Source organism: Streptomyces sp. NPDC001843 (genome assembly GCF_042891955.1).
In the GTDB taxonomy this organism is placed as follows: Bacteria; Actinomycetota; Actinomycetes; order Streptomycetales; family Streptomycetaceae; genus Streptomyces.
Genome location: NZ_JBIATQ010000014.1, coordinates 147,020 through 169,015, shown reverse-complemented (window position 1 = coordinate 169,015; position 21,996 = coordinate 147,020). Strand labels below are relative to the sequence as shown.

General features: G+C 69.1%; 22 protein-coding genes. 8 read left to right on the top strand and 14 right to left on the bottom strand.

The annotated features are described in order from the left end of the window. Positions 1–180 precede the first annotated feature (180 nt). Positions 181–645, top strand: coding sequence for a hypothetical protein (locus tag ACFYZQ_RS31390; RefSeq protein WP_389155008.1), 465 nt, complete (start codon positions 181–183; stop codon positions 643–645). 259 nt (positions 646–904) lie between these two features. On the opposite strand, the gene ACFYZQ_RS31385 is transcribed toward ACFYZQ_RS31390, so the two are convergent. The 3 genes from ACFYZQ_RS31385 to ACFYZQ_RS31375 all read right to left on the bottom strand — a co-directional run bounded on the left by ACFYZQ_RS31385 (position 905) and on the right by ACFYZQ_RS31375 (position 3,540). Continuing rightward, the gene (locus tag ACFYZQ_RS31385) at positions 905–1,693 is read right to left on the bottom strand and encodes a hypothetical protein (RefSeq protein ID WP_389155005.1); all 789 of its coding nucleotides are present in this window, start codon (positions 1,691–1,693) and stop codon (positions 905–907) included. A gap of 81 nt (positions 1,694–1,774) precedes the next feature. After that, the gene (locus tag ACFYZQ_RS31380) at positions 1,775–2,125 is read right to left on the bottom strand and encodes a hypothetical protein (RefSeq protein ID WP_389155003.1); all 351 of its coding nucleotides are present in this window, start codon (positions 2,123–2,125) and stop codon (positions 1,775–1,777) included. A 656-nt stretch (positions 2,126–2,781) separates the two neighbouring features. Continuing rightward, positions 2,782–3,540, bottom strand: a complete 759-nt coding sequence (locus tag ACFYZQ_RS31375) for a DUF6928 family protein (RefSeq protein ID WP_389155000.1) — start codon at positions 3,538–3,540, stop codon at positions 2,782–2,784. Positions 3,541–3,977: 437 nt separating this feature from the next. Here ACFYZQ_RS31375 and istA point away from each other — a divergent pair, with 437 nt between their 5' ends. The 3 genes from istA (at position 3,978) to ACFYZQ_RS31360 (ending at position 6,733) form a co-directional block, all read left to right on the top strand. Then, the gene (istA, locus tag ACFYZQ_RS31370; protein ID WP_389154997.1) at positions 3,978–5,228 is read left to right on the top strand and encodes an IS21 family transposase; all 1,251 of its coding nucleotides are present in this window, start codon (positions 3,978–3,980) and stop codon (positions 5,226–5,228) included. Continuing rightward, entirely contained in the window at positions 5,228–6,034 is an 807-nt protein-coding gene (gene istB, locus ACFYZQ_RS31365) for an IS21-like element helper ATPase IstB (RefSeq protein ID WP_389154995.1), read from the top strand. The genes istA and istB overlap by 1 nt, the downstream gene beginning before the upstream one ends. Before the next feature lie 207 nt (positions 6,035–6,241). After that, positions 6,242–6,733 carry a GNAT family N-acetyltransferase gene (locus ACFYZQ_RS31360; RefSeq protein ID WP_389154992.1) on the top strand — a complete coding sequence of 164 codons (492 nt, stop codon included), beginning with the start codon at positions 6,242–6,244 and terminating at the stop codon, positions 6,731–6,733. Between the two features lie 96 nt (positions 6,734–6,829). Here ACFYZQ_RS31360 and ACFYZQ_RS31355 read toward each other — a convergent pair whose 3' ends face one another. The 7 genes from ACFYZQ_RS31355 to ACFYZQ_RS31325 all read right to left on the bottom strand — a co-directional run bounded on the left by ACFYZQ_RS31355 (position 6,830) and on the right by ACFYZQ_RS31325 (position 14,482). Further along, on the bottom strand, positions 6,830–7,015 hold the full coding sequence (locus tag ACFYZQ_RS31355) for a hypothetical protein (RefSeq protein ID WP_389154989.1): 186 nt from the start codon (positions 7,013–7,015) through the stop codon (positions 6,830–6,832). Between the two features lie 18 nt (positions 7,016–7,033). Next, entirely contained in the window at positions 7,034–7,717 is a 684-nt protein-coding gene (locus ACFYZQ_RS31350; RefSeq protein ID WP_389154986.1) for a DUF899 family protein, read from the bottom strand. A gap of 107 nt (positions 7,718–7,824) precedes the next feature. Then, a complete protein-coding gene (locus ACFYZQ_RS31345) occupies positions 7,825–8,487 on the bottom strand; it encodes an ALF repeat-containing protein (RefSeq protein WP_389154984.1) in 663 nt (220 codons plus the stop codon). Positions 8,488–8,691: 204 nt separating this feature from the next. Beyond that, positions 8,692–10,071: a UDP-glucose dehydrogenase family protein gene (locus tag ACFYZQ_RS31340; RefSeq protein WP_389154981.1), complete on the bottom strand. Its 1,380-nt coding sequence runs from the start codon at positions 10,069–10,071 to the stop codon at positions 8,692–8,694. Between the two features lie 96 nt (positions 10,072–10,167). Continuing rightward, positions 10,168–11,313 (bottom strand): nitrous oxide reductase family maturation protein NosD, encoded by a 1,146-nt coding sequence (locus ACFYZQ_RS31335; RefSeq protein WP_389154978.1) that lies wholly within the window; start codon positions 11,311–11,313, stop codon positions 10,168–10,170. Then, positions 11,310–13,193, bottom strand: coding sequence for a right-handed parallel beta-helix repeat-containing protein (locus tag ACFYZQ_RS31330; RefSeq protein WP_389154975.1), 1,884 nt, complete (start codon positions 13,191–13,193; stop codon positions 11,310–11,312). The genes ACFYZQ_RS31335 and ACFYZQ_RS31330 overlap by 4 nt, the downstream gene beginning before the upstream one ends. Continuing rightward, on the bottom strand, positions 13,190–14,482 hold the full coding sequence (locus ACFYZQ_RS31325) for a glycosyltransferase family 2 protein (RefSeq protein WP_389154971.1): 1,293 nt from the start codon (positions 14,480–14,482) through the stop codon (positions 13,190–13,192). The genes ACFYZQ_RS31330 and ACFYZQ_RS31325 overlap by 4 nt, the downstream gene beginning before the upstream one ends. 861 nt (positions 14,483–15,343) lie before the next feature. Between ACFYZQ_RS31325 and ACFYZQ_RS31320 the strand changes: the two genes are divergently transcribed. Then, the gene (locus ACFYZQ_RS31320; protein WP_389154968.1) at positions 15,344–15,700 is read left to right on the top strand and encodes a carboxymuconolactone decarboxylase; all 357 of its coding nucleotides are present in this window, start codon (positions 15,344–15,346) and stop codon (positions 15,698–15,700) included. A gap of 94 nt (positions 15,701–15,794) precedes the next feature. Here ACFYZQ_RS31320 and ACFYZQ_RS31315 read toward each other — a convergent pair whose 3' ends face one another. From ACFYZQ_RS31315 to phoU, 3 genes are all read right to left on the bottom strand, one after another. Then, positions 15,795–16,043, bottom strand: a complete 249-nt coding sequence (locus ACFYZQ_RS31315; RefSeq protein ID WP_389154966.1) for an SCO4226 family nickel-binding protein — start codon at positions 16,041–16,043, stop codon at positions 15,795–15,797. 154 nt (positions 16,044–16,197) lie between these two features. Beyond that, positions 16,198–16,353 carry a hypothetical protein gene (locus ACFYZQ_RS31310; protein WP_389154963.1) on the bottom strand — a complete coding sequence of 52 codons (156 nt, stop codon included), beginning with the start codon at positions 16,351–16,353 and terminating at the stop codon, positions 16,198–16,200. A 748-nt stretch (positions 16,354–17,101) separates the two neighbouring features. After that, positions 17,102–17,791 carry a phosphate signaling complex protein PhoU gene (gene phoU, locus ACFYZQ_RS31305; protein ID WP_389154960.1) on the bottom strand — a complete coding sequence of 230 codons (690 nt, stop codon included), beginning with the start codon at positions 17,789–17,791 and terminating at the stop codon, positions 17,102–17,104. Positions 17,792–17,982: 191 nt separating this feature from the next. On the opposite strand from phoU, the gene ACFYZQ_RS31300 reads away from it, so the two are divergent. Together ACFYZQ_RS31300 and ACFYZQ_RS31295 are read left to right on the top strand one after the other, a co-directional pair. Beyond that, positions 17,983–19,248, top strand: coding sequence for a sensor histidine kinase (locus ACFYZQ_RS31300; protein WP_389154957.1), 1,266 nt, complete (start codon positions 17,983–17,985; stop codon positions 19,246–19,248). Next, positions 19,245–19,925: a response regulator transcription factor gene (locus ACFYZQ_RS31295; protein ID WP_010358452.1), complete on the top strand. Its 681-nt coding sequence runs from the start codon at positions 19,245–19,247 to the stop codon at positions 19,923–19,925. Before ACFYZQ_RS31300 ends, ACFYZQ_RS31295 begins: the two co-directional genes overlap by 4 nt. Before the next feature lie 270 nt (positions 19,926–20,195). On the opposite strand, the gene ACFYZQ_RS31290 is transcribed toward ACFYZQ_RS31295, so the two are convergent. Next, positions 20,196–20,867, bottom strand: a complete 672-nt coding sequence (locus tag ACFYZQ_RS31290; RefSeq protein ID WP_389154955.1) for a DUF461 domain-containing protein — start codon at positions 20,865–20,867, stop codon at positions 20,196–20,198. A gap of 625 nt (positions 20,868–21,492) precedes the next feature. On the opposite strand from ACFYZQ_RS31290, the gene ACFYZQ_RS31285 reads away from it, so the two are divergent. Continuing rightward, positions 21,493–21,975: a CarD family transcriptional regulator gene (locus ACFYZQ_RS31285; protein WP_003953493.1), complete on the top strand. Its 483-nt coding sequence runs from the start codon at positions 21,493–21,495 to the stop codon at positions 21,973–21,975. Positions 21,976–21,996 lie beyond the last annotated feature (21 nt).

The following is a 21,996-nucleotide window of genomic DNA, read 5'->3' as shown; positions in this document are numbered from 1 at the left end:
CCGTAGCGTCCCCCTGGGAGCCGACGCGGGACCTGTATGACCGTCAGCGACCGATCTCTGTAGAGCTACGGATCAGAAGGTCATGCCCTCGGCTTCAGTGATGGCGAGGGCATCGCTGACTTGGCGCCGAAGTTGGGCCATCGGCGCACCCATGGCGGCAAGACGTGATCAGCTTGAGGCGTGGAGTCCATCATCGCCAGCGCCATAGCCGTTTTTGGAACCCTACTCGGGTCGGGGATCACTCTGGCGTTTCAGCAGCGCACCACCGACAGGAGCCATCAGTTCACCCGCCGCGAGAAGCTTCGGCAGGAGCGACTCGATGCCTACTCCGCCTACGCCGGCGCGCTGGTCAACTACCGCCGCTGTCTGGTCCATCTGTGGTTCTGTGAGCATGAGCAGCCGCCACCGGAGGACCCCGACGCGGTGCGTATCCGCGCCTACGACTTGCGCTCCAGCGCCCAGGAAGCCCTATTCCGGGTGCAGATGCTGACGGATGACGACAGGCTGAGTCGGACGGCGGAAGACGCGCTGGCGGACATCACGGAGCTACCCAAGGCGGACGCCAGGGCCGAGCTGGATGAGCTCAGAGCACGGACCCGTGACAACATCAGCCGACTCGTCGGCTCAGCCAAGCAGCACCTTTGAGGTACTCGCACAGGCCCATGGGCTGATACCGAACGCCGATTGGGCGCACCACAACCGCACCAGATCGAGCGGGGAGCAGCGGGGAACCACAGTGTATGGGGCAGCACCCGTCGAACCCAGAGCGCACCGTTCATGCAGGTCAGCGCCGAAACGGGCCACAAATGCCCGCAGCTTCCCAAGCTGATGGCCTCGAAGCTGCTGTCACGAGCCGGCCTTGAGACGCAACCCCCCACATCGATCCTCCGAGTAGAGGAGCCGGTCAGGCGAGCTTCTTCATCTGCGTGTCGACGATGTCCTGGGGGATGGTCGGCTGGAAGGGGTGGAGGGACATGAAGGTGGCGATGGTGGAGTCCTGGCGGACGACCAGGACGGTGAGGGGGAGGCTGGGTCCCCCGCTGTCGACGACCTGGGTGGCTTCGAAAGCGAGGGCCTCGTCGCCGTAATCGGAAACGGACCGGGACTGGGCATTGGAATACCCCAGCCCAGCACCCGGGTGGGCAGCGGACGGGCGTATCTCGGCGGTGGCGCACTTCGGAAGTGCTGCGCGCAGTTCGGTCATCACCGTGCGGGCGTCGGCAAGGGTGTAGGACGTCAGGCCGACACTCGCGTGCTGCCCGAGATCGTCGGAGGTGGACACGACGTCCTGGGTGACCTGGGCCGTGAAGTCATGGAGGCTGCCCAGCTGTGCGGCCGCGTAGACGGGTCGGCAAGGTGCGGGCGTGACGGCGCGGTAGGTCGCGAGGTCGTGGTCCACCGGGCTGCCCTTGCCCGTGACGGTGTTGACGGTATAGCCGGGGGCGTCGTGCGCGGTCAGCGCCAGGCGGTCGAGGTCCTTCTGGTCGAGCCCCTTCCCAGCTGCGGAGGCGGGCGATCCGGATGGCTGCCGCGGTGCCGAGCTCGCAGGCGAGGCGGACCCGGCGGTCGCGGACTTTCTACGTTGCCCAGTATCGTCCCCGCTGTCCGCACCGCACGCGCCGGTCAGCGCCAGCACCGACACGACACCAGCCGCCGCAACGACCCGTCTTCCGGCCGCAGAAACATTCATCATTCGCCCATCCCCCGCTGCCCCGACTGGGAGCACCCGCACAAGAAGCCCCGGCGCGTGCCGAGGCTGAAGTTCACAGGGAGCCTAGCGGGAACTGGCGAAGTGCCCTTCGTCTGGCCCCGATTGAGATGCGGGACTCAGGTGGAACGCGGAGCCCTGTGCAGTCGGAGTCCAACCTTCACGCAGCGCAAGCCGGACAGCCGCGGCAACATAGGAGGGCAGTACAGGCTTAGCCTCGCCCCCGATCCAGTTGCTCGGATGCAGCTGTTCGGTGGTGACCACGAGCGTCCTGCCCGGGGTGTCCGCATGCTCGACCGCGAACGTGCACGGCGACCAGGCCAGCCCCTGAAAGTACGTCGGCCTGCCCCGCAACCGCCAGCGATAGACCGTGCCGTCGACGACGATCCGTCGTGAGCCCTTGCGGACCAGTGCCATGGCTCCCCCTTCAACAGCGAAGATGCTAGCGAGCCCCGCCGCGCCGTCCGTCTGAGTTTCCGTCTCATTCAGCCCCGTTCACGGCCGTTCAGACGGGACCGAAGGCGTTAGCCGATCCCACGGCCGACCGCCGTTGAACGCAGGTGAACGGCCCCGTCCGAGGTGCTCAAGACCACCAACACAGTTGGAAAGCGTGCGCTTCGAAGAGCGCTCGACGTACTGACCCGCGTGCACCGGCTCGCCCGATGCCGTCGGCCATGCGCTCTGCCCTGTGTAAGCGAGGTGCCACAGGCTGGACGCCCAGACCCGAAGACGGACCAACGCAAGGGGTGGGGACTGTGGGTGAGTGGAAGCAGGGAAAGTGTGGTTGGCCGACGGACCGAGGCAGCTGCCGCAACAAGACAATGAAGGGAACGTCGCGTTGCTACCGCCATCAAGGTGACTGGACGAAGCGCGGCCAGGCCGAACTGAAGAAGAGGGCAAGCAAGCGTCGCAAGATGTGAGCGGAGTTGGGGGTGAGTGTCTAACTGCGTGACAATGCCGACGCACATCGACGGACGCCCGCGAACGTCTGTGCACCATCAACGCAGGTGAGACGCGCAGTAGTCCAAGGCAGCACCCCCGCCCCAGTAACTGCAGGACGAAGAAGTCCCGAGCTAGAGGCTGTCGCGCTCGATGAGTGAGCCGTCAGGGCCCAGAGAGAAGAAGCGCGGTGGGCCCATGGCTTCCATGGCCCTTTGCAACGCCGCTTCCCGCTCCGCGGGATCTGGGCCGTGCGGGTCCCGGACCTGGAAGCCGTGCAGTCGGATGCTGTCCGTGTCGATGTCGTCCGGCTCGGGGCGGCCCTCCAGTACGAAGCCGCAGAGCGCGCGCAGCGCGTCTTCGCCCAGTTCCAAGGGGTGGAACGGCAATGGGTAGGGGCCTTCGTCCTCGTCCGGCCAGGGAATGATGTCGGCCGGGCGGTCTCCGGCCCAGTAGGGCAACTCGAAGGAGAGTGGTTCGCCGATGTTCTCGATGATGCCGCTGTCCGGGGACAGGCTCAGCGAGCGGACGAGCCGGCCGTCCTCCCACACGGCGAACGCGAGCCAGTCCACGACGCTGTGCATAGCGTGCAGCACGAGCCGCTGGCCGATGCTCGCCGCCACGAGGTGTTCCGGGAGCTGGGAAGGAAAGTCGATCATCACCCTCTGGTCGCCGATGACCTCAAGGCCGGGCCAGCTCGCCGCGTACGCCGTCCCCTCCGGGGGGTATACGCCGTCCCAGAGAGTCGAGCCCTCGCTTGCTTCTATCTCCCAGCCCGGGTAGAGCAGTCGCATCATGCTGGCCGTGCGTGCGAGGTCCGCTGTGCCCGCTTCTCGCAGCAGCCTCGGCACGTCGCCGTCGGCGTACATCAGAAAGCCCGTCTTGGCTCCCAAAGCCCCTCCCCAGAGTGTGGCCCTCGCTGGCGGGTGCACAGTAGCCGCCCCCACTGACAACGCGAGATGACGAAGCCCGAGGGCCCCCGGCTGGGCCGTCCCTGGGCCGTCCGAGGCCGCTCGACAGTGGCCAATGACGACCAACGACGACTACCAGGCGCACGATCCCACCCATCCTGACCATCGAAAATGCAGTTCACCAAGATCCCCGACAAGACCCAGGGCAAGAAGAAGTAAGCGCCCACGAAGAAGCCCCCTGCCTGCGGTTTCTCCGCTGGAAGGGGGCTCTTCTCTTGCCCTGGGCCGTCTCTGGGCCGTCAGCCGGTTGATCGGGCCGTGCTCAGTTGTCGGCGACGGCTGAAAAGTGGACCAGCGGCGGCGCTTGAAAGTTGACCCCCTCCAGGGGCTTGGCTCGTTGAGTCAGGCCGGGAGGAGTGGTGATCAGCGTGGAGGACTGGGCGGAGATCCGCCGGCTTCACCGGGCCGAGCAGATGCCGGTGCGAGCGATTGCGAGGAAGCTGGGGATCGCGAGGAACACGGTCCGCAGGGCGATCGCGGACGACGCGCCGCCGAAGTACCAGCGGGCCCCGAAAGGCTCGATTGTGGACGCGGTCGAGCCGCAGATCCGTGAACTGCTCGAACAGTGGCCGGAGATGCCGGCGACGGTGATCGCCGAGCGGATCGGCTGGGACCGCGGCCTGACCGTGCTCAAGGACCGGGTCCGCGACCTGCGGCCGGCCTATCGGCCCGCGGATCCGGCCTCGCGGACGGTTTATGAGCCGGGCGAGATCGGCCAGTGCGACCTGTGGTTCCCGCCCGTCGACATCCCGCTCGGCTTCGGCCAGGTCGGGCGGCCACCGGTGCTGGTCATGGTCGCGGGCTACTCGCGGTGGATCACCGCCCGGATGCTGCCCTCCAGGTCTGCGGCCGACCTGATCGCCGGGCACTGGCGGCTGCTGACCGAGCTGGGCGCCGTTCCCCGGGTGCTGGTCTGGGACAACGAGGGCGCCGTCGGCTCCTGGCGGTCCGGCGGACCCCAACTCACCGATGACTTCGCTGCGTTCGCGGGACTGCTGGGCATCAAGTTCCTGCTCTGCAAGCCGCGGGATCCAGAGGCCAAGGGCCTGGTCGAACGGGCCAACGGCTATCTGGAGACGTCGTTCCTGCCCGGGCGGGTGTTCACCTCGCCGGCCGACTTCAACATTCAGCTCGCCGACTGGCTGGCCAGGGCCAACCGGCGCGTCCACCGCACGTTGCAGGCCCGCCCGGCGGACCGGCTGGAAGCGGACCGCTCCCGGATGCTGGCCTTGCCGCCGATCGCCCCGCCGGGCTGGTGGAAGGCCTCTCTGCGGCTGCCCCGGGACCACTACGTCCGCTTGGACACCTGCGACTACTCGGTGCACCCGCTGGCCGTCGGCCGCCGCATCGAGGTCGCTGCCGACCTGGACCAGGTCCTGGTGACCTGCGACGGCGTCGAGGTCGCCCGTCATGCCCGCAGCTGGGCCCGCCACCAGACCATCACCGACCCGGACCACGCGGCCGCTGCCGCAGCCGCCCGCAAGGCGGCCGCCGGCCCGAAGCCGGCGCCGGTGGACGTGACGGAGGTCGAGGAGCGGTCGCTGGACACCTATGACCGGATCTTCGGTGTCATCGACGGCGGGCTGAGCACGGGTGAAGGGGCAGCGTGATGAGCACGAAGAACGGCACGAACCAGGCCAGGGCCAGCCGCGACGTCGGCTCCGAACTGATCTATCTGACCAAGGCGCTGAAGGCACCGGCCCTGCGGGACGCTGCCGCCCGGCTCGCCGAGCGGGCCCGCGAGGAGAGCTGGAGCCACGAGGAGTATCTGACCGCCTGCCTGCAGCGGGAGGTCGCCGCCCGTGACTCCCACGGCGCCGAGGGACGCATCCGGGCGGCTCGTTTCCCCTCTCGCAAGTCGCTGGAGGACTTCGACTTCGACCACCAGCGGTCCGTGAAACGCGAGGTCATCGCCCATCTGGGGACGCTGGACTTCGTGGCCGGAAAGGAGAACGTGATCTTCCTGGGGCCGCCCGGCACGGGCAAGACCCACCTGGCCACCGGCTTGGGCATCCGGGCCTGTCAGGCCGGCCATCGGGTGGCCTTCGGCACCGCCGCCCAGTGGGTCACCCGCCTCGCCGAGGCCCACCAAGCAGGCCGCTTGAGCGACGAGTTGACCCGGCTGGGACGGATCCCATTGATCGTGGTCGACGAAGTCGGCTACATCCCCTTCGAGCCCGAGGCCGCGAACCTGTTCTTCCAGTTCGTCTCGGGCCGCTACGAACGAGCCTCGGTGATCGTGACCAGCAACAAGCCCTTCGGGCGCTGGGGCGAGGTCTTCGGCGACGACACCGTCGCCGCCGCGATGATCGACCGACTCGTCCACCACGCTGAAGTGATCTCGCTGAAGGGCGACAGCTACCGCATGCGCGGACGCGACCTCGGACGGGTTCCCGCCGCCAACACCGGGGAATGACCAACATCAACTGACGCAGCGGGGGGTCATTTTTCACCCGCCGGAACCGGCTCACTTTTCAACCGTCGCCGACACTCAGTGCTTCGGGAAGTCGGCTCCGGCTGTTCCCTCGCCTCTGCCTGGGCTCCCACTGCTGTGCCTGGGCCGGATCCCGTCGGGTTCGGAAACTCGGCAGCGCATTCGCCGTGACGGGTCGAAGATGGGGGCGTGGGCAAGCAGAAGGTGACCTTACGGAAGATGACGCCGACGGAGTACGCGGCGGCCACTGAGCACCGTGAGGCCGAGTCGGTCCGGGAGCTCAGCAAGCTCATGCCCGAGGAACTGGCGCGGGAGCGGGTTCGTCAGGGCACGGCTCGGTTTCTCCCGGACGGGCTCGACACGGCTCGTCATCATCTCGTGGTGGCGGAGGACGCGTCGGGCGAGGTCGTGGGGAACGCGTGGATCGGTCCGGATCCCCGCCAGGCTTCGGGCACTGCCGGCTCGGCCTGGCTGTACGACATCAACGTCTTCCCGGCGTTCCGGCGCCGCGGGTACGGATCCGCCGTCCTCTCCGCTGCCGAGGAGCTCGTTGCCCGCGAGGGGTGGACATCCCTCGGCTTGAACGTCGCCGGGGACAATGAGGCTGCCATTGCCCTCTATCGCCGCAACGGCTACGACGTGTCCTCGATGTACCTGCGTAAGAGCGTGCAGCCGCAGTAATGAGAACGCGCGGTGCTCACACGACGCGCCGATGTTCCAGCCCGTGCCCGCGAGCTCTCCGCAGGCAGGGGCTTGCGCTGTCCTGAGGCAGGCGTCTCAGGAGCGTCCGCCGCCGGTGGTGCGGTGGCCGCGGCCGGGACCGCCGGTGGTTTCACGGGTGTCGTCGCCCTGGGGTGCGGCGTGGTGGGTCAGGACCTTCGTGATCTCCCGGGCCGACACATCCGCCAGGGCGGGTGCGAGAGAGTCTGCGAGTGCGGTCGCGAGGATCTGCGCGAACAGCATCCTTTCCAGCTGCGGACCTCAGTAGTCGAGGGTCGGGTACCACTCGCCACGGCCCCGCGGTGTCAGGTCGAGGAGGTGCCAGACGGGGGCCAGGAGGTCGATGCCGCGCTGGTCGATGTCGTCGGCCATGCGGGGATGGGTGGAGTAGAAGTGGTGGACCGTGCCGTCGCCGTCGCGGGTGAAGACGGAGACCGTGGAGTCCTGCGCGCCATCCTCGTCCTCGCTGCCCAGGTCGTACTTGAACGTACTGTCACCGCAGCTCAGCAGGCGCAGCCGGTCCCAGCCCCGGTTGCGGGCGTGCTCCCGCAGAGTGGGCGGGTCGGCGGCCGCGGCGACGACGAAGTCCGCGTTGCGGGTGACGTGGCGTGCGACCCCGTTGAAGCCGTCGATCCACAGGGTGCACATCGGGCAGGGGCTGGTCTGCAGCTTGCCGTACATGAAGTGGTAGACGATCAGCGGACGGTCGGGGGAGGTGAACAGCCCGCTCAACGCGACCTCGCGGACCGGCGTGTCACCGGCGCCGAGATCGGCGGGGCCTTCGAGGAAGACGTAGTCGTCCACGGGCGGCCCCTGGGGGAGGGACCGCCGTAGGGCCGCGACTTCCTCACGGTGGCGCATGAGCTCGATCTCGGCCAGGCGCAGCTCTTCGCGGGCCGCGAGGTAGTCCGCCGATTCCCCGGCCAGTCTGGTGTGCCGCAACATCGCGTCCTCCTGGGGTGGCCATCCCCCCCGGTTCCCCGCTCCGGGTCCCCGGCCCCCGCCTCCCCGAACCGTCCCGTAGGGGGCCGCGGGGACCGAAGGACTTTCGTTCAGGGGTCCACCTCGTACTGGCCGACCTCCAGGAAGTACCGCATCTCCTCCGGCGTCCCGTCGACGGCTTTCTCGGCAGCCGCGCGGAGGGCCTTGCTGATGTGCGGGTCGGCCAGGATCCGGAAGATGGCGACGCGGTCGTCCTCGGCCTGGGCCAGGCGGTAGCCGGTCTCCAGGAAGGCGCGCAGAGCCTCCGGCGTGTCGGTCTGCAGCGCCTTGGTCGCCTCCCGGACGACCGCCTTGCCGGAGTTCTTGTCTCCCAGGATCCGGAAGATCGCGACGCGGTCGTCCTCGGCCCGGGCCAGGCGGTAGCCGGTCTTCAGGAAGTTCCGCATGTCGTCCACCGTGCCGTCGAGGGCCTTGCCGGCCTCGCGGACGACCGCCTTGCCGCTGTCCTTGTCCGCCAGGATGCGCAGGACCGCGATACGGAGGTCGTCCTCCGACATCTCGTCCACCGGCGTTCCGTCCGCCGTCGTGGCGGACAGCACCGTCCCGGACGCCGCTTCCCCGGACGCCACCGTCCCGGACGCCACCGTCCCGGAAGTCGCCGGCACGCCCGGGGGCGTGGCCGCCGCGCCGTTCGCCGACGCCGGCGTGGTCAGGAGCAGGGCCGGCGCCAGGGCGGTGGCCGTGACGAGCAGGGCAGCGCGGAGCCGTCTCATTGGTGTACCTCCGTGGGCAGGCTGTCGGTACGAAGATCCTCCTGGCTGTCCTGCACCGAAATCACTGCCGGAAGTGGGCAGTCTTCGCCCGGCTGTCACTGCCGTCCGCACATCCTCCCTCCGGCAGACGGCCAAGGGCGGCGGAGCGTTCGGCAGGGCCGCTGCTCCGTCCGCCCCTGGCCGTCGAGGGGAGGGCCGGGTCGGCTACGGCCGCCCCAGCGCCCGGTACTCCCAGCCCGCCGCGCGCCACTCGGCCGGGTCCAGGGCGTGGCGCCCGTCCACGATGCGCCGGTGGGCGACCACCGCGCCCATGGCTTCCGGGTCGATGAGCCGGAACTCGTTCCACTCGGTGAGCAGTACGACGACGTCGCTGCCCGCGGCGGCGGACAGGGCGTCCGTGCCGTAGGACAGCTCAGGGAAGCTGCGCCGGGCGTTGTCCGTCGCGGCCGGGTCGACGACGGTGACGTGGGCTCCCAGCCTGTGGAGCGTGCTGGCCACGTCGAGGGCGGGGGCGTCCCGGATGTCGTCGGAGTTGGGCTTGAAGGCCGCCCCGAGGGCGGTCACCCGGATACCGGTCAGCTCGCCGCCGGCCAGTTCGCGGACGAGGTCCACGGTCCGGGCGCGGCGGCGCCGGTTGATGGCGTCCACCTCGCGGAGGAAGGAGACGGCCTGGCCGACACCGAGCTCCTCGGCGCGGTGGGCGAACGCCCGGATGTCCTTGGGCAGGCAGCCGCCGCCGAAGCCCAGACCGGGCTGGAGGAAGCGACCGCCGATCCGGTCGTCGTAGGCCAGCGCCTCGGCGAGGCCGGTGACATCGGCGCCGGCCACCTCGCAGACCTCGGCCATCGCGTTGATGTACGAGATCTTCGTGGCGAGGAAGGAGTTGGCGGCCACCTTGACCAGCTCGGCGGTCGCCAGATCGGTGACCACCACCGGTGTTCCCCGCTCGATGACCGGGGCGAAGGCGGCGCGCAGCCGCTCCTCGGCCCAGGGCGAGGAGACGCCGAAGACCAGCCGGTCGGGGCGCAACGTGTCGTCCACGGCGCGGCTCTCGCGGAGGAACTCCGGGTTCCAGGCGACCTCCACCCGGTCCCCTGCGGGGGCGGTGCGCTGGATGAGTTCCGTGAGGCGTGCGGCCGTACCGACGGGCACGGTGGACTTGCCGACCACGAGTGTGCGACGGTACAGATGCCGGGCCAGTTCGGTGGCGGCGGCGTCCACGTACCGCAGGTCGGCCGCTTCCGATCCCTGCTGTTGGGGGGTGCCCACGCACAGGAAGTGGACGTCACCGAACTCGGCGGCCTCCGCGAAGCTCGTCGTGAACCGCAGCCGCCCCGAGTCCAGCGCCTTGCCCAGCAGTTCGGGCAGCCCGGGCTCGAAGAAGGGGACGGTGCCCGAGTTGAGCCTGTCGACCTTGTTCTGGTCGATCTCCACCCCCAGGACGTCGAAGCCGAGGACCGCCATGCAGATGGCGTGGGTGGCGCCGAGGTAGCCGGTGCCTATGACGGTGAGCCGGGGAACGGCCTTGTCGCCGTCGCGGGGCTGGGAGCCGGCGGTGTCCTCCGGGATGGTGGTGGCTGCCATGATCGTCTCCAGGAATGTGTTTTCGGGTGTGGCGGACCGCCGCAGCGGCCCGCCCTACGGCGGGCCCTGCGTGACGGAGAAGCGAGAAAGGTGCGGTCAGGAGGCGCAGTGGACGTTGGCGAGACCCTCTGCCGCGCCCGTTGCCTTGTTGTCGCAGGTCAGTTTGTTGCCGTTGACGGGCGTGAAGTGGAAGCCGTAGCCCGGGCCGTCCACATGGGCGACGTTGCCCTTGAAGGTGTTGTCCTTGCCCCAGCCGTCGCGGATCTCGTGCGTCTGGAATCCGTCCTCGTTGCTGTGGCTGCCGGTGTTGAAGGAGATCGTCCAGCCGTTGCCCTTCACGTCGACCCAGGAGTCGTCGTGCGAGCCGGACAGGTCGGAGCCGTCGAAGGTGTTGCGGGTGACGACACCGCCGGTGGTGCCTTCCTTGATGTCGACCGCCTCGGCCGTGGTGGCGCTGATGTGGTTGCCGGTCACGACGTTGCGGTCGCTGTTGTCCGGCTTGCACTGGGTGACCGTGCACCAGTTGGAGTCGGCGGAGCCGATGTACACGCCTTCGCCGAACTTCGGCTTGCGCCGCCCGGTGTCGCGGATGGTGTTGTCACGGACGACGTTGTCCGAGCTGAAGTCGCGCAGGTGGATGGCCTCGTCGCCGATCTGCTCGACCGTCAGGCCCTGGATGACGGCGTGCTGGACCTGGTCCGCCATCACGCCCTTCTGGCCGTTGCGCACGGTGAAGCCGATCAGCCGCCAGTAGTCGGCGCCGTCGAGGTGGAAGGCGTAGCCCCCCTTGACGCCGCCTGCGTCGATCACCGCGCCGGGGCCGCCGCAGACCCAGATCGGCTTGTCGGCGGTGCCCGCGGCCTTGGCCGTGAACTTGCCCTCGTAGCGGCCGTCGGCGAGGTGGATGACATCGCCCGGCATGGCGCCGTCGAGGGCGTCCTCGAGCGTCTTGCCGTCGCTGACGTCGACGGTGGCCGCGGGGCAGGTCACGGCGTCGGCGGACGCCTTGGCCGAGCCGGTGGCCTGCGGCGTGGCCGGGTCCGCGGTGGCGACGGGTCCGGTGGCCGACGGGGACGGCTCCTCGGTGACGCTGCTGCGGGCGGTCGAGGCGCTGCTCGTCGGGTCGGCCTTGGTGCGCGGGGAGCTCCCGTCGCCGCCGGCGGTCAGGGCCACGATCAGCGCCACCACCGCGACCGCGAGGGCGGCTCCCGACAGCCACACGGCACGGTTCACGGCGCTCATTCGGACATCACCGGTACCCGCTCCTGTTCCGTTTCCGGCCGGGGGATCTCGCGCAGGTTGTCCTTGGGCAGCGGCGCCTTGTCCAGGTACGGGTGGATGCCGAACTGCCCGCGCGTGCGGCGGCCGCGCCTGCCCAGGGCCGCGGAGAACAGAATGAGGAGCAGGATACCCGTCCACAGCAGGGTCATCGGGCTGGCGTAGTGCCGGAACTTCACCCAGAACGAGCTGGTGTCGTACCAGGCGAAGGTCTGGTTCTCCCTGATGGTCATGTCACCGTGGGCACGGGAGTTGTCGACGGCGCTGGGGCCGACACCGGCGATGACGTTGTACGAGACCGTGGAGCCGTCGATGCCGCCGACCAGGGAGACGCCGTGGTTGCCGGCTTCCTCGACGGTGTTGCCCCGCACCTCGGCGACCGAGTCGCGGACGTAGACGGCGGTGTCGGCCTTCTCGACGATGTTGCCGGTGACCTTGGCGCCCGTCACGCCGTCGCGCACCGAGATGCCCTGCCGGGACTGGCCGACCAGGTGGTTGCCGGTGACCGCGACCTTCTCGGCGTCCTTGCGGGCGACGATGCCCATGTCACCGCCGACCACGGTGTTGTCCTGCACACCGACGTCTGTGCCGCCGACGACCTCGATGCCGTAGTGGCCGTTGTCCTTGGCGGTGCTGCTGGAGACCGAGTTGGAGCCGTAGCTGCTGACGGACTGACCGGAGGCGGAGGGGCCGTGGGCCAGCGGCTGGCCGCTGATGGTGAAGCCGTTGCCGCCGTTGCCCAGCGACTTGGAACCGGTGACGCGGACCTGCTGGGTGGCACGGGCCAGCACGAAACCGTCGCCGCCGTTCTCCCGTGACGTGGTCTTCTCGACGATCGCGTTGGTCACGAAGCGGTGCAGTACGAGGCCGTCCTGCCGGCTCTTCTCGATGGTGGTGGACTCGACGGTGACTCCGGTGGCGCCGGAGGCGAACAGCCCGTACACGTTGCCGGACACGGTGGAGTGGTTGATGTCCGCCGACACGTAGGACAGTTGGGGTGTGCTGAAACGGCTGTCCGGGGTGGTCAGCTTGCCCGAGGGGCCGGTCAGCACGCCGCTGCTGCTGAGCTGGTCGTCGTCATCGGTGGGGGTGTCCGGGCCGCTGAGGCTGCCGGTGTTGGGCCGGTCGGTCCCGGTGAGGCTGAGCCCGCCGGTGCGTCCGCTCCAGAAACCCAGGTCCGAGACGTCTGCGTAGCTCATGGAGAACTGGCCGCCGATGGCGCGGATGTAGGCCCGCCCGTCCCGGACGTCGGTGTCCGGTCGGTTCTTCACGGGGTCCCAGCTGCTGACCTTGACGTGCGCCTGCGCGGCGCCGTCGATCATGATCCGGCCGCCGAAGGAGACGATGGAGACGAAGCCCTGGCGGTTGCTGGCCATGTGCAGGTTCAGCCCACCGGGGTTGGACAGACGCAGTTTGGCCCCGGAGTTCAGATAGATGTTCTCCGTCAGCAGATACGACCCGTCCGGCTTCCGCACGAACGTCTGCGGCGCGAGCCGCAGAAGGTCGGCGATGCTGTACGGCTTGCTGCGCCGGGTCAGTACGAGGGTGTAGCCGCCGGTGGTCTCCGTCCGGTACGGCTTCGTGTACCGCAGGTCCTTCAGCGGAGCGACCGCGGCCACCGCGCGGACCTGGTCGAGCCGATGGTCCTCGGCGGCGACCAGTGCCGCCTGGGTCTCTGACTCCTCCGCGGTGAACTGCTGCTCAGGAGAGTCGTTTTTTCCGTCAGCCGAGGCGTGGGCGGCGGGGGCGAGCAGGAACAGTGCGGTGGCAACCGGCAGAGCGGCGGCGGTACGCAGGGCCGGCCCGAGGCGCCCTGAGCGTGTCGTGCGGTTCGGACGGTTCATGACTGGAGAGCCCCCATACCGGATGCGGCCGTGTCCGGCGTCGAGCCGCCGAGCGATGCGGAGTCCTGGCCCTCGCCGCCGATCGTGCTGCTGTTGCGGGTGAGCCAGCCCTGCTTGTTCATGGTGGCGAAGGCGTACAGCTTGATCGGCAGCGAGATCATCACGACCACGAGCGCGAGCAGCGGCAGCAGGAGCACTTCCTGCGGGTGCCTGCGCAGATGCGAGTAGCCGCGTATGCCACGTCCGACGAGCAGCCAGATCAGTGCCAGCGCGATACCACGCCCTGTCAGTTCGAGGCGGCTGAAGAGGAGATAACCGACGGCCATGCCCATCGTGACGGGGGTGAGCAGGATCTGCAGCACGGTGATCTTGGTGACCAGCGGTACCCGCCACAGCCAGCCCTTGTACAGGGCGGTCAGATAGCAGCGGTAGGAGTTGCGGCTCCAGCGCACGCGCTGCTTGACGAAGGCCCGGAAGGAGGAGGGGAACATCGACAGCGCACGGGCGGACGACTGATGGACCGTCTTGTAGCCGGAGGCCAGCACAAGCCAGGTCAGCCGGCCGTCGTCGCCCGCGACGCACCGGCGGCCGAGGAAGAACTCGTCCTCGAGATTGGTCAGCACCGGGGTGATCGCCGCTCGCCGGTAGGCCGCGGTGCGGCCGGAGAGGCAGGCGACGGCGCCGGCGCGACCCATGGCCGGGACGTAGTCGTAGTAGCGGAGGTTGACCAGCCAGTCGGCTATGCGCCGCCAGACGCTGGAGCGGCGTTGGTAGACGTTCTGCTGGGTGCCGACGCCACCGACCGCGGGGTCGGCGAAGGGCATCTGCACCGCGTCGAGCAGCCCTGGCTCCCAGCGGGTGTCGGAGTCGACCAGGACGCACAGTTCGCTGGTCGCCGCCCGGATCCCCACGCCCAGCGCCGAGCGCTTGCCGCGGTGTTCGAAGGCCAGCACCCGGACCCGCGGATCGGTCACCTGTGACAGCCGGTGGATGACCTCGTGGTCCTCCACGTCCGGGACGATGATCACCTCGGTGGGATTCTGGGCCAGCCAGGTCTCCAGGCAGTCCAGGAGGATGTCCGGGTCCTCCCGGTAGGCGGGCACCACGACCGAGGTGGTGGTGCGGTAGTCGTTCACCACGGGTCTGGCGAACCGGGACAGCACCGCTCGGTACAGCCACAGTCCCCACACGAAGACGCCGGCGATGCCGAGGGGCATCACGTCCCGCCAGGATGTCTCACCGACGGCCTGCACCAGCCATGACCAGAATGCGTCGAAGAAGCTCGACATACAGAGGGCCCCCACCCAAGAAGCAACCGGGAACAGCACCAATACGCCGTGGAGGCGATTTGGCGTGAAGGAATCTAAGCCACAGAACACGTGTTTTTCACAACTGGAACACAAAGTTCACCTTGTGTGCGCACAAGTTTCCGACGGCGGAAGCGGTTTGTGGCACAGAGGCGCCGTGCTCCGTGTGAAGCCGTGCGGGGACGGCGCGTCGGCTCTTTCGAGTCGCGGCCGGTGCCACCCGGGACGGACTACCGCTGTGTCACCGGCCTGTCCGTGATGCCGATCCCCCTCCGGGCCGGCAGGTTTCCGTACATGGTCCCCCCTCTGGGTCCGTGCGATGAGGCGCCCTGTGAAGAATCGTTTCGCCACTTCCTGAGCGGTGACGCCCCTGAAATGCGACCGTCTGTTCCTGAAGCAGGCGGGTGCGGCGTCGGTTGGAGGGTGTGGGCGTGAACGATGGTCCGGAGCCGTGCTGCTGAGCCCCCGTCGGGTCGCAGCGGCGGTGCTGTCCGATTCGACGCTCCGTCAGGAGGCGGCTAAACGCCCACGGCCTGAGCGTGTGTCGGAGACCGGCCGATCTTCACAAAGCTTCCTCATTTGTGAACATCAAGAGTTCAACAAGGGTACGCCATCGGTGGATCTCTTTACCGAAACGAGACCTATGAATCTACTCTCAGTCAGTTCAGGGAGTTGCCGGTCCTGGGCGACGGGTGAGACGGGGCGCGCGGGCGGCCGGTCTGCCCGTGTCGATCAGTCCTCACCATTCGATCGCGGGGTCACCCGCAGAGGGTGAGGCAGGGCCCCCGGCGGCTCCCTACCTTGAGGGGTGTCGGCTCTCCTCCGAGGAAAGGCGGACCCGAGATGGCCACTGCGCCTGACGCCCCCGTTCTCGACACGCTCACCGCCATGACGATCGACTCGCTCGAGCGGTGCCACATGGACGTGGGCGCGCTTGTCCTCACCCGTGTCGCCGCGCTCGTCGCCATGGACGCGCCCGCGGTCTCCTACCTCGCCCACGCCGGCGCCGCGGCCGAGGCGAACCTCACGACCGAGCAGTTGCAGGACGTCCTCGTCGCCATCGCCCCCGTGGTGGGCACGGCCCGCGTCATGTCCGCCGCCAGTCACATGGCTGAGGCGTTCGGGCTCGCCCTGGCCGTCGAGGAGTCCGAGGCCCAGACGATCGCCGAGGCGGAAGCGCAGAGCAGGGGGAATGCCTGAGGACCTGCGGAAGGCCGCCGCCTGCACCTCCCGAGCCTCTGGCCGTGCTCAGGCATGACCAGAGGCTGTCGTACGGTCCCCCTCGCTGCGGTCCTCAGACCGTCAACGGCACCGGATGCACCTCGTCCGCCCGGTGCCCCGCCCGTTCGTGAATGCGCTGGACCGCCTCGGCGGAGGGCGCCTCGGAGAGGCAGTAGACGGTGCCGGACTCCGGGTCCGCCCAGGCCTTCTCGAAGTGCACGTTCTCCTCGCCCTCGATGGCCAGGTCGGCCTGGTGCGCCTGCTTCAGCTGGTCGGCGGTGATGTCCTTCATCCCGTGGTGGACGTCCATGAACCGGGGCATGGCCTCACACCTCCTCGTCCTTTCCACTACCGCTTTCCATCGTGCTTCCGCGACCGCACGGGGGCGACTTCTGGAAACGCGGTCGCGGCATACGTCGAGGGCCCCGGCGCTCACTGATCGCCAAGGCCCTCGACGTAGCTGACGGAAGGTGCCGTCAGCCGCACTGGCACGGGCCGCCCGACTGGCACCCGCAGCCGCATCCCGAGCCGCAGCCGCAGGAAGCGACGAGCGGGAGACTCCTGAGGTCGGCGGGCTGGTCGGTGTCCTGCTGCTGTGCGGGGTCGGGCGTGGTGCTGGGGGATTCGGCCATGGTTCCTCCCAGTGGATAGGGCCTGGTGCCTTTGCCCATTTCATGCCCGGCCCGGTAGGCGCATCAACGGCGCACAGTGGCGCCCGCTGGGGCCGCCAGGAGCAGTGCCGGGATGTCCGGGCCGCCCGCCCTGGCCCGAGCCGCAAGCCGCCCGCACTGGGGCATGAGCGGGTCGCTGTCGCTGTGCCTCGGATCCGTGACCTTCATGCCTGCGACCGTAAGCCTCCGACTCGGCCGGAGGCCTTTGAGCGGGCAGGCGCCGACCGGATGTCGTGCAGCCCGAGGGCGACAGCGGTTCCCCTCCGCGGTCCACAGACCCGCGGCCTCGGCTACACCGCGCACCTGCCCTCGATCCCCGAGCCCTCACGCCCGCGAGCCGTAGGCCTGGGGCCGCCGGCCTGTAGACGGTGCTGCTGTTCCTGGCCGCGGGCCTGCCCCCGGCTGGAGGCCTCGGGCCCCCGGGCGTGCAAGCCGTGTTCCTGGTCGCTGGCCCTAGTTCCGGCCGTGGCTTCGGGTCCTTGGCCCGGAGGGCGTACTGCTGTCCTGGCTGCGGGTCTGCTTCCGGCCGGAGGCCTCGGGTCCCCGGCCTGCAAGCCGTGCTGCTGCCCCTGGACGAAGACCCGACTCCCGGCCGGAGGCCGACTCCCGGCGGGAGGTCGAGCCCGGCCGCAGGCCAAGCCCGCCCGCAGGCCGACCCCCGCCCGCGGCCCGGGCAAGCCCAGCCGTGGCCCGCCGAACCCCCGGAGGGCTACGCTCCGTCCGCCCCCGTGACCGACTGGATGTCCGTCTGGATCTCGTCCGCGTGCTCGCCGGTCACCAGAAAGACGACGCGCTTGGCGACCGCGACCGCGTGGTCGGCGTAGCGCTCGTAGTAGCGGCCGAGCAGGGTGACGTCGACGGCCGTCTCGATGCCGTGCTTCCAGCGCTCGTCGATCAGGTGCTGGAAGAGCGTGCGGTGCAGCAGGTCCATCGCGTCGTCGTCGGCCTCCAGCTGGAGCGCGAGGTCGACGTCCTTCGTGATGATGACCTCGGCGGCCTTCGCCATCAGGCGCTGGGCGAGCTGGCCCATCTCCAGGATGGTGGCGTGCAGGTCCTGGGGGACCGCACGCTCGGGGAAACGCAGCCGGGCGAGCTTCGCCACGTGCTGGGCGAGGTCGCCGGAGCGCTCCAGGTCGGCCGACATGCGCAGCGACGTGACGACGATCCGCAGGTCCGTGGCCACCGGCTGCTGTCGGGCCAGCAGGGCTATGGCCCGTGCCTCCAGGTCGTGCTGCAGGTCGTCGACCTTCTTGTCGGCCTCGATGACGCTCTCGGCCAGCTTCAGGTCGGCGTCGAGGATCGCGGTCGTCGCGCGCCCGATCGCCGACCCGACCAGCCGGGCCATCTCCACCAGACCGTCGCCGATCGAGTCCAGTTCCTCGTGGTACGCGTCCCGCATCAGGGTTCCCTCTCGTACGTGTGCTTCGGGGCGGTGCGAACCCCACGCTCCCACGTTCCGGCCCGTACGCGTCCGTTTCTTCCACCTCAAATGAACCAATACTGGCTCCAAGGTGAACTCTGGGCGACGAGTGTTCGAGCTCGCCCCCAGACGGCTGTGGTCAGGAGGAATGCCGTGCCTAACCTTGACGCATGGACGTGAACGCGGCGGTCGCCGCAGCGGCTGCGATCGCCGGGGTGCTCACCGGTGTCATCGCCATGCTGGCGTTCCGTTGGAGCGAGCGCGACCAGAAGCGACCGACCAGGACTTCCTTGCACACCGATCCCGTACTCCCGCCCGGAGTGGACACGGTTCTGTCCGTACTCCGCTCCTCGGCCGTCGTACTCGACGAGGCCGACGCCGTCGTCAAGGCCAGCTCCGCCGCGTACGCCCTCGGGCTGGTCCGCGGCGGCAAACTGGCCGTCGAGCCCATGCTCCAGATGACTCGCGACACCAGACGCGACGGCGAGATACGGCAGGTCGAGCTCGACCTGCCCCGGCGCGGGACCGGGCGGGGGGAGGCCCTCGCCGTTTCCGCGCGCGTGGCCCCGCTGGGCTCCAGGCTGGTCCTGCTGCTCGTCGAGGACCTCACCGAGGCCCGTCGTATCGAGGCCGTACGACGGGACTTCGTCGCGAACGTCAGCCATGAGCTCAAGACCCCGGTGGGCGCGCTCTCCCTGCTGTCCGAGGCCGTCATGGACGCCTTCGACGACCCGGAGGCCGTACAGCGCTTCGCCGGGCGCATGCAGATCGAGGCGACCCGGCTGACCAACCTGGTGCAGGAGCTCATCGACCTCTCCCGCGTGCAGAACGACGACCCCCTCGAGGACGCCGAGCCCGTCCGGGTGGACGAACTCGTCGCCGAGGCCATCGACCGCTGCCGGCACCAGGCCGGCACCAAGCAGATCACGATGGCCGCCGGCGGCACCGCCGACCTCCACGTGTGGGGGAACCGGGGGCAGCTCGCCGCCGCCCTGGGCAACCTCGTCGAGAACGCCGTCAACTACTCCCCGGCCCGCACCCGCGTCGGCATCGCCGCCCGCCGGATCGTCGCCTCCGGCGGCGACATGATCGAGATCGCAGTCACCGACCAGGGCATCGGCATCTCCGACAAGGACAAGGAGCGCATCTTCGAGCGCTTCTACCGCGTCGACCCGGCCCGCTCCCGGGCCACCGGCGGCACCGGCCTCGGTCTGGCCATCGTCAAGCACGTGGTCGCCTCGCACGGCGGGGAGATCACGGTGTGGAGCGCCGAAGGCCAGGGCTCCACCTTCACCCTGCGGCTGCCGGAGGCCGGTGCGGCCCGCGACCGCGCCCAGCAGCATCCCGACCTCGACGAAGAGGCCGGGCCGTCCGCCACCACGTCCCCCGATTCAACCGCGTACGAAACGCTTCCCGCCCCGGAGGTCCTTCCGTGACCCGAGTGCTCGTCGTCGAGGACGAGGAGTCCTTCTCCGACGCCCTGTCGTACATGCTCCGCAAGGAGGGCTTCGAGGTCGCCGTCGCGGCCACCGGCCCCGACGGACTCGACGAGTTCGAGCGCAATGGCGCCGACCTCGTCCTCCTCGACCTGATGCTGCCGGGCCTGCCCGGTACGGAGGTCTGCCGCCAGCTGCGCGGCCGCTCCAACGTCCCGGTGATCATGGTGACCGCCAAGGACAGCGAGATCGACAAGGTCGTCGGGCTGGAAATAGGAGCCGACGACTACGTCACCAAGCCCTTCTCCTCGCGTGAGTTGGTCGCCCGCATCCGCGCGGTGCTGCGCCGGCGCGGCGAGCCGGAGGAGGTCACCCCGGCCGCGCTGGAGGCTGGCCCGGTCCGGATGGACGTCGACCGGCACGTGGTGACGGTGTCCGGTTCCAAGGTCGATCTTCCGCTGAAGGAGTTCGACCTCCTGGAGATGCTCCTGCGCAACGCCGGCCGCGTCCTCACCCGCATGCAGCTCATCGACCGCGTCTGGGGCGCCGACTACGTCGGCGACACCAAGACCCTGGACGTCCACGTCAAGCGCCTGCGCGCCAAGATCGAACCGGACCCCGGTGCGCCGCGGTACCTGGTGACGGTGCGTGGGCTGGGCTACAAGTTCGAGCCCTGATCGGCTCCGGCACCCGCGGCGGGCGGGCCCCCGCTCCACCCGCCGGGCGGAGTCCGGCGCAGCGCTCCGAAGCCCGCGAAGCGGTGCGAGGGGCGCGTCGGGAGTGGGCTCGAACCGGACCCCGGTGCGCCGCGGTACCTGGTGACGGTGCGTGGGCTGGGCTACAAGTTCGAGCCGTAAGGGGACCTCGCAGGGCGGGCGGTACGGCTGAAGGGCGGCACCCCACTCGGGGTGCCGCCCTTCAGCCGTGTGACCAGTCCAGCCGTGTGATCAGTGGCCGGCGGCGGACGCCGACGCGGAGTCGCTCGGCGTGGTGCCGGCGGAGGCGGACGCGGAGCCGGTCGCGGAGGGGGACTTGCCCTTCGACGGCTTGCCGGAGGAGCTCGCCGACGCGCCGGGGGCGGGCGACGTCGAGGCCGACGCCGTGGGGATCTCGCTCGGGCCCCAGCTGCTGAAGTAGCTCTTGGCCGGGAAGACGAAGGCGCGCAGGCTCACGTCACCGGTCTTGCTGAAGGTGAAGGTGACCTTCTGGGCGTTGCCGCCCTGGAGGGCCTCCTGGGTGTTGTCCAGGACGGCGGAGGCGTTGCCCTTGCCGCCGAGGACCAGCGAGCCGCCCGCCGGGACGACGAGGTCCTTGCCCTTGACCGGGCTGAGCTTGGCGGTCTCGCCGGTGCCGGGAAGGGTGATCGACTGGAGGGTCTGGGGGTGGGTCCCGCCGTTGAAGACGGTGGCGGAGATCACGGCAGGGCCCGTCGAGTGCATGTCGGGCTGCGTGATGACCGTGGCGTTCTGCACCTTGATGTCGCCCACGCTCGTGGCCGCGTTGTCCGGCTTGATCTCCAGGGTCTGGGAGTCGTTGCCGGCGCCGCAGGCGGCGAGCGAGGCGATCGAGAAGGCGATGGCGGAGGCGGCGAGGGCGCCGCGTCGAAGGCTGCTGCTCACGGCGGCGGCAACTCCTTGAACGCAGGGGCGACCTCCTTGTAAAGCCGCCCTATGTGTCTGTCAGCGGCCTCAGGTTACCGAGCCGTCCCCGCCCGGCCGCACCCGACCCTCCCCCCGGAGCCCCGCTTCCCTCGGGCAGGGGTGCCCCCGTCTCTTCCGGCTACACCCGATCCGCATTGACCGCGGCCTCGTCCGGCATTCACATAAGGGGGGTCGCAAAATTTCGGTGAAGGAATGCGCGGGCGCCCGGATATTGATCACGTATTGATCACGTACCGATGAGTACGACGATCGGTCTACTGATCAGCGCGCACGGATGATCAATTCTGGATTCGCCTCATGTCCGCCTCCGGACACCGAACGGAGTAGCGTAAGTCGCACGCTTGGAAGCGGACAAATGTGGACGTTCGGCCGCTTGGGTGGGCCCCTGGATGCGTGTAACGTACGCGTTTCACCTCGCCCGGACATCCGCTCCGACCTGCGAATACCTGCTTCCGCGGACCTGCCGCAGCACGTTCCTGTCGCTGTTGTCAAGCCCCGAGATATGCCCTGACCTGCGAAAACGCCATTCAGAAGACGCCGTATCCGTGTTACTCTTGATAGCCACGGAAGGGGTACCTGTCACATGACGTTCAAGGTTGGCGACACCGTGGTCTATCCCCATCACGGGGCCGCGCTGATCGAGGCCATCGAAACTCGCCAGATCAAAGGCGTGGACAAGACCTACTTGGTGCTGAAGGTCGCCCAGGGTGACCTGACGGTACGTGTGCCAGCGGACAATGCGGAGTTCGTGGGCGTACGTGATGTGGTCGGTCAGGACGGGCTGGACCGGGTCTTCGAGGTGCTGCGCGCGCCGTACGCCGAGGAGCCCACTAACTGGTCCCGTCGTTACAAGGCAAATCTGGAGAAGCTCGCCTCCGGCGATGTCATCAAGGTCGCGGAAGTCGTGCGTGATCTGTGGCGTCGCGAGCGCGAGCGCGGACTCTCCGCCGGTGAGAAGCGCATGCTGGCCAAGGCTCGCCAGATCCTGGTGAGCGAGCTCGCCCTCGCGGAGAACACCAACGAGGACAAGGCCGAGGCCCTGCTCGACGAGGTCCTCGCGTCCTGACGGACCGGCCTCCCGGCAGGC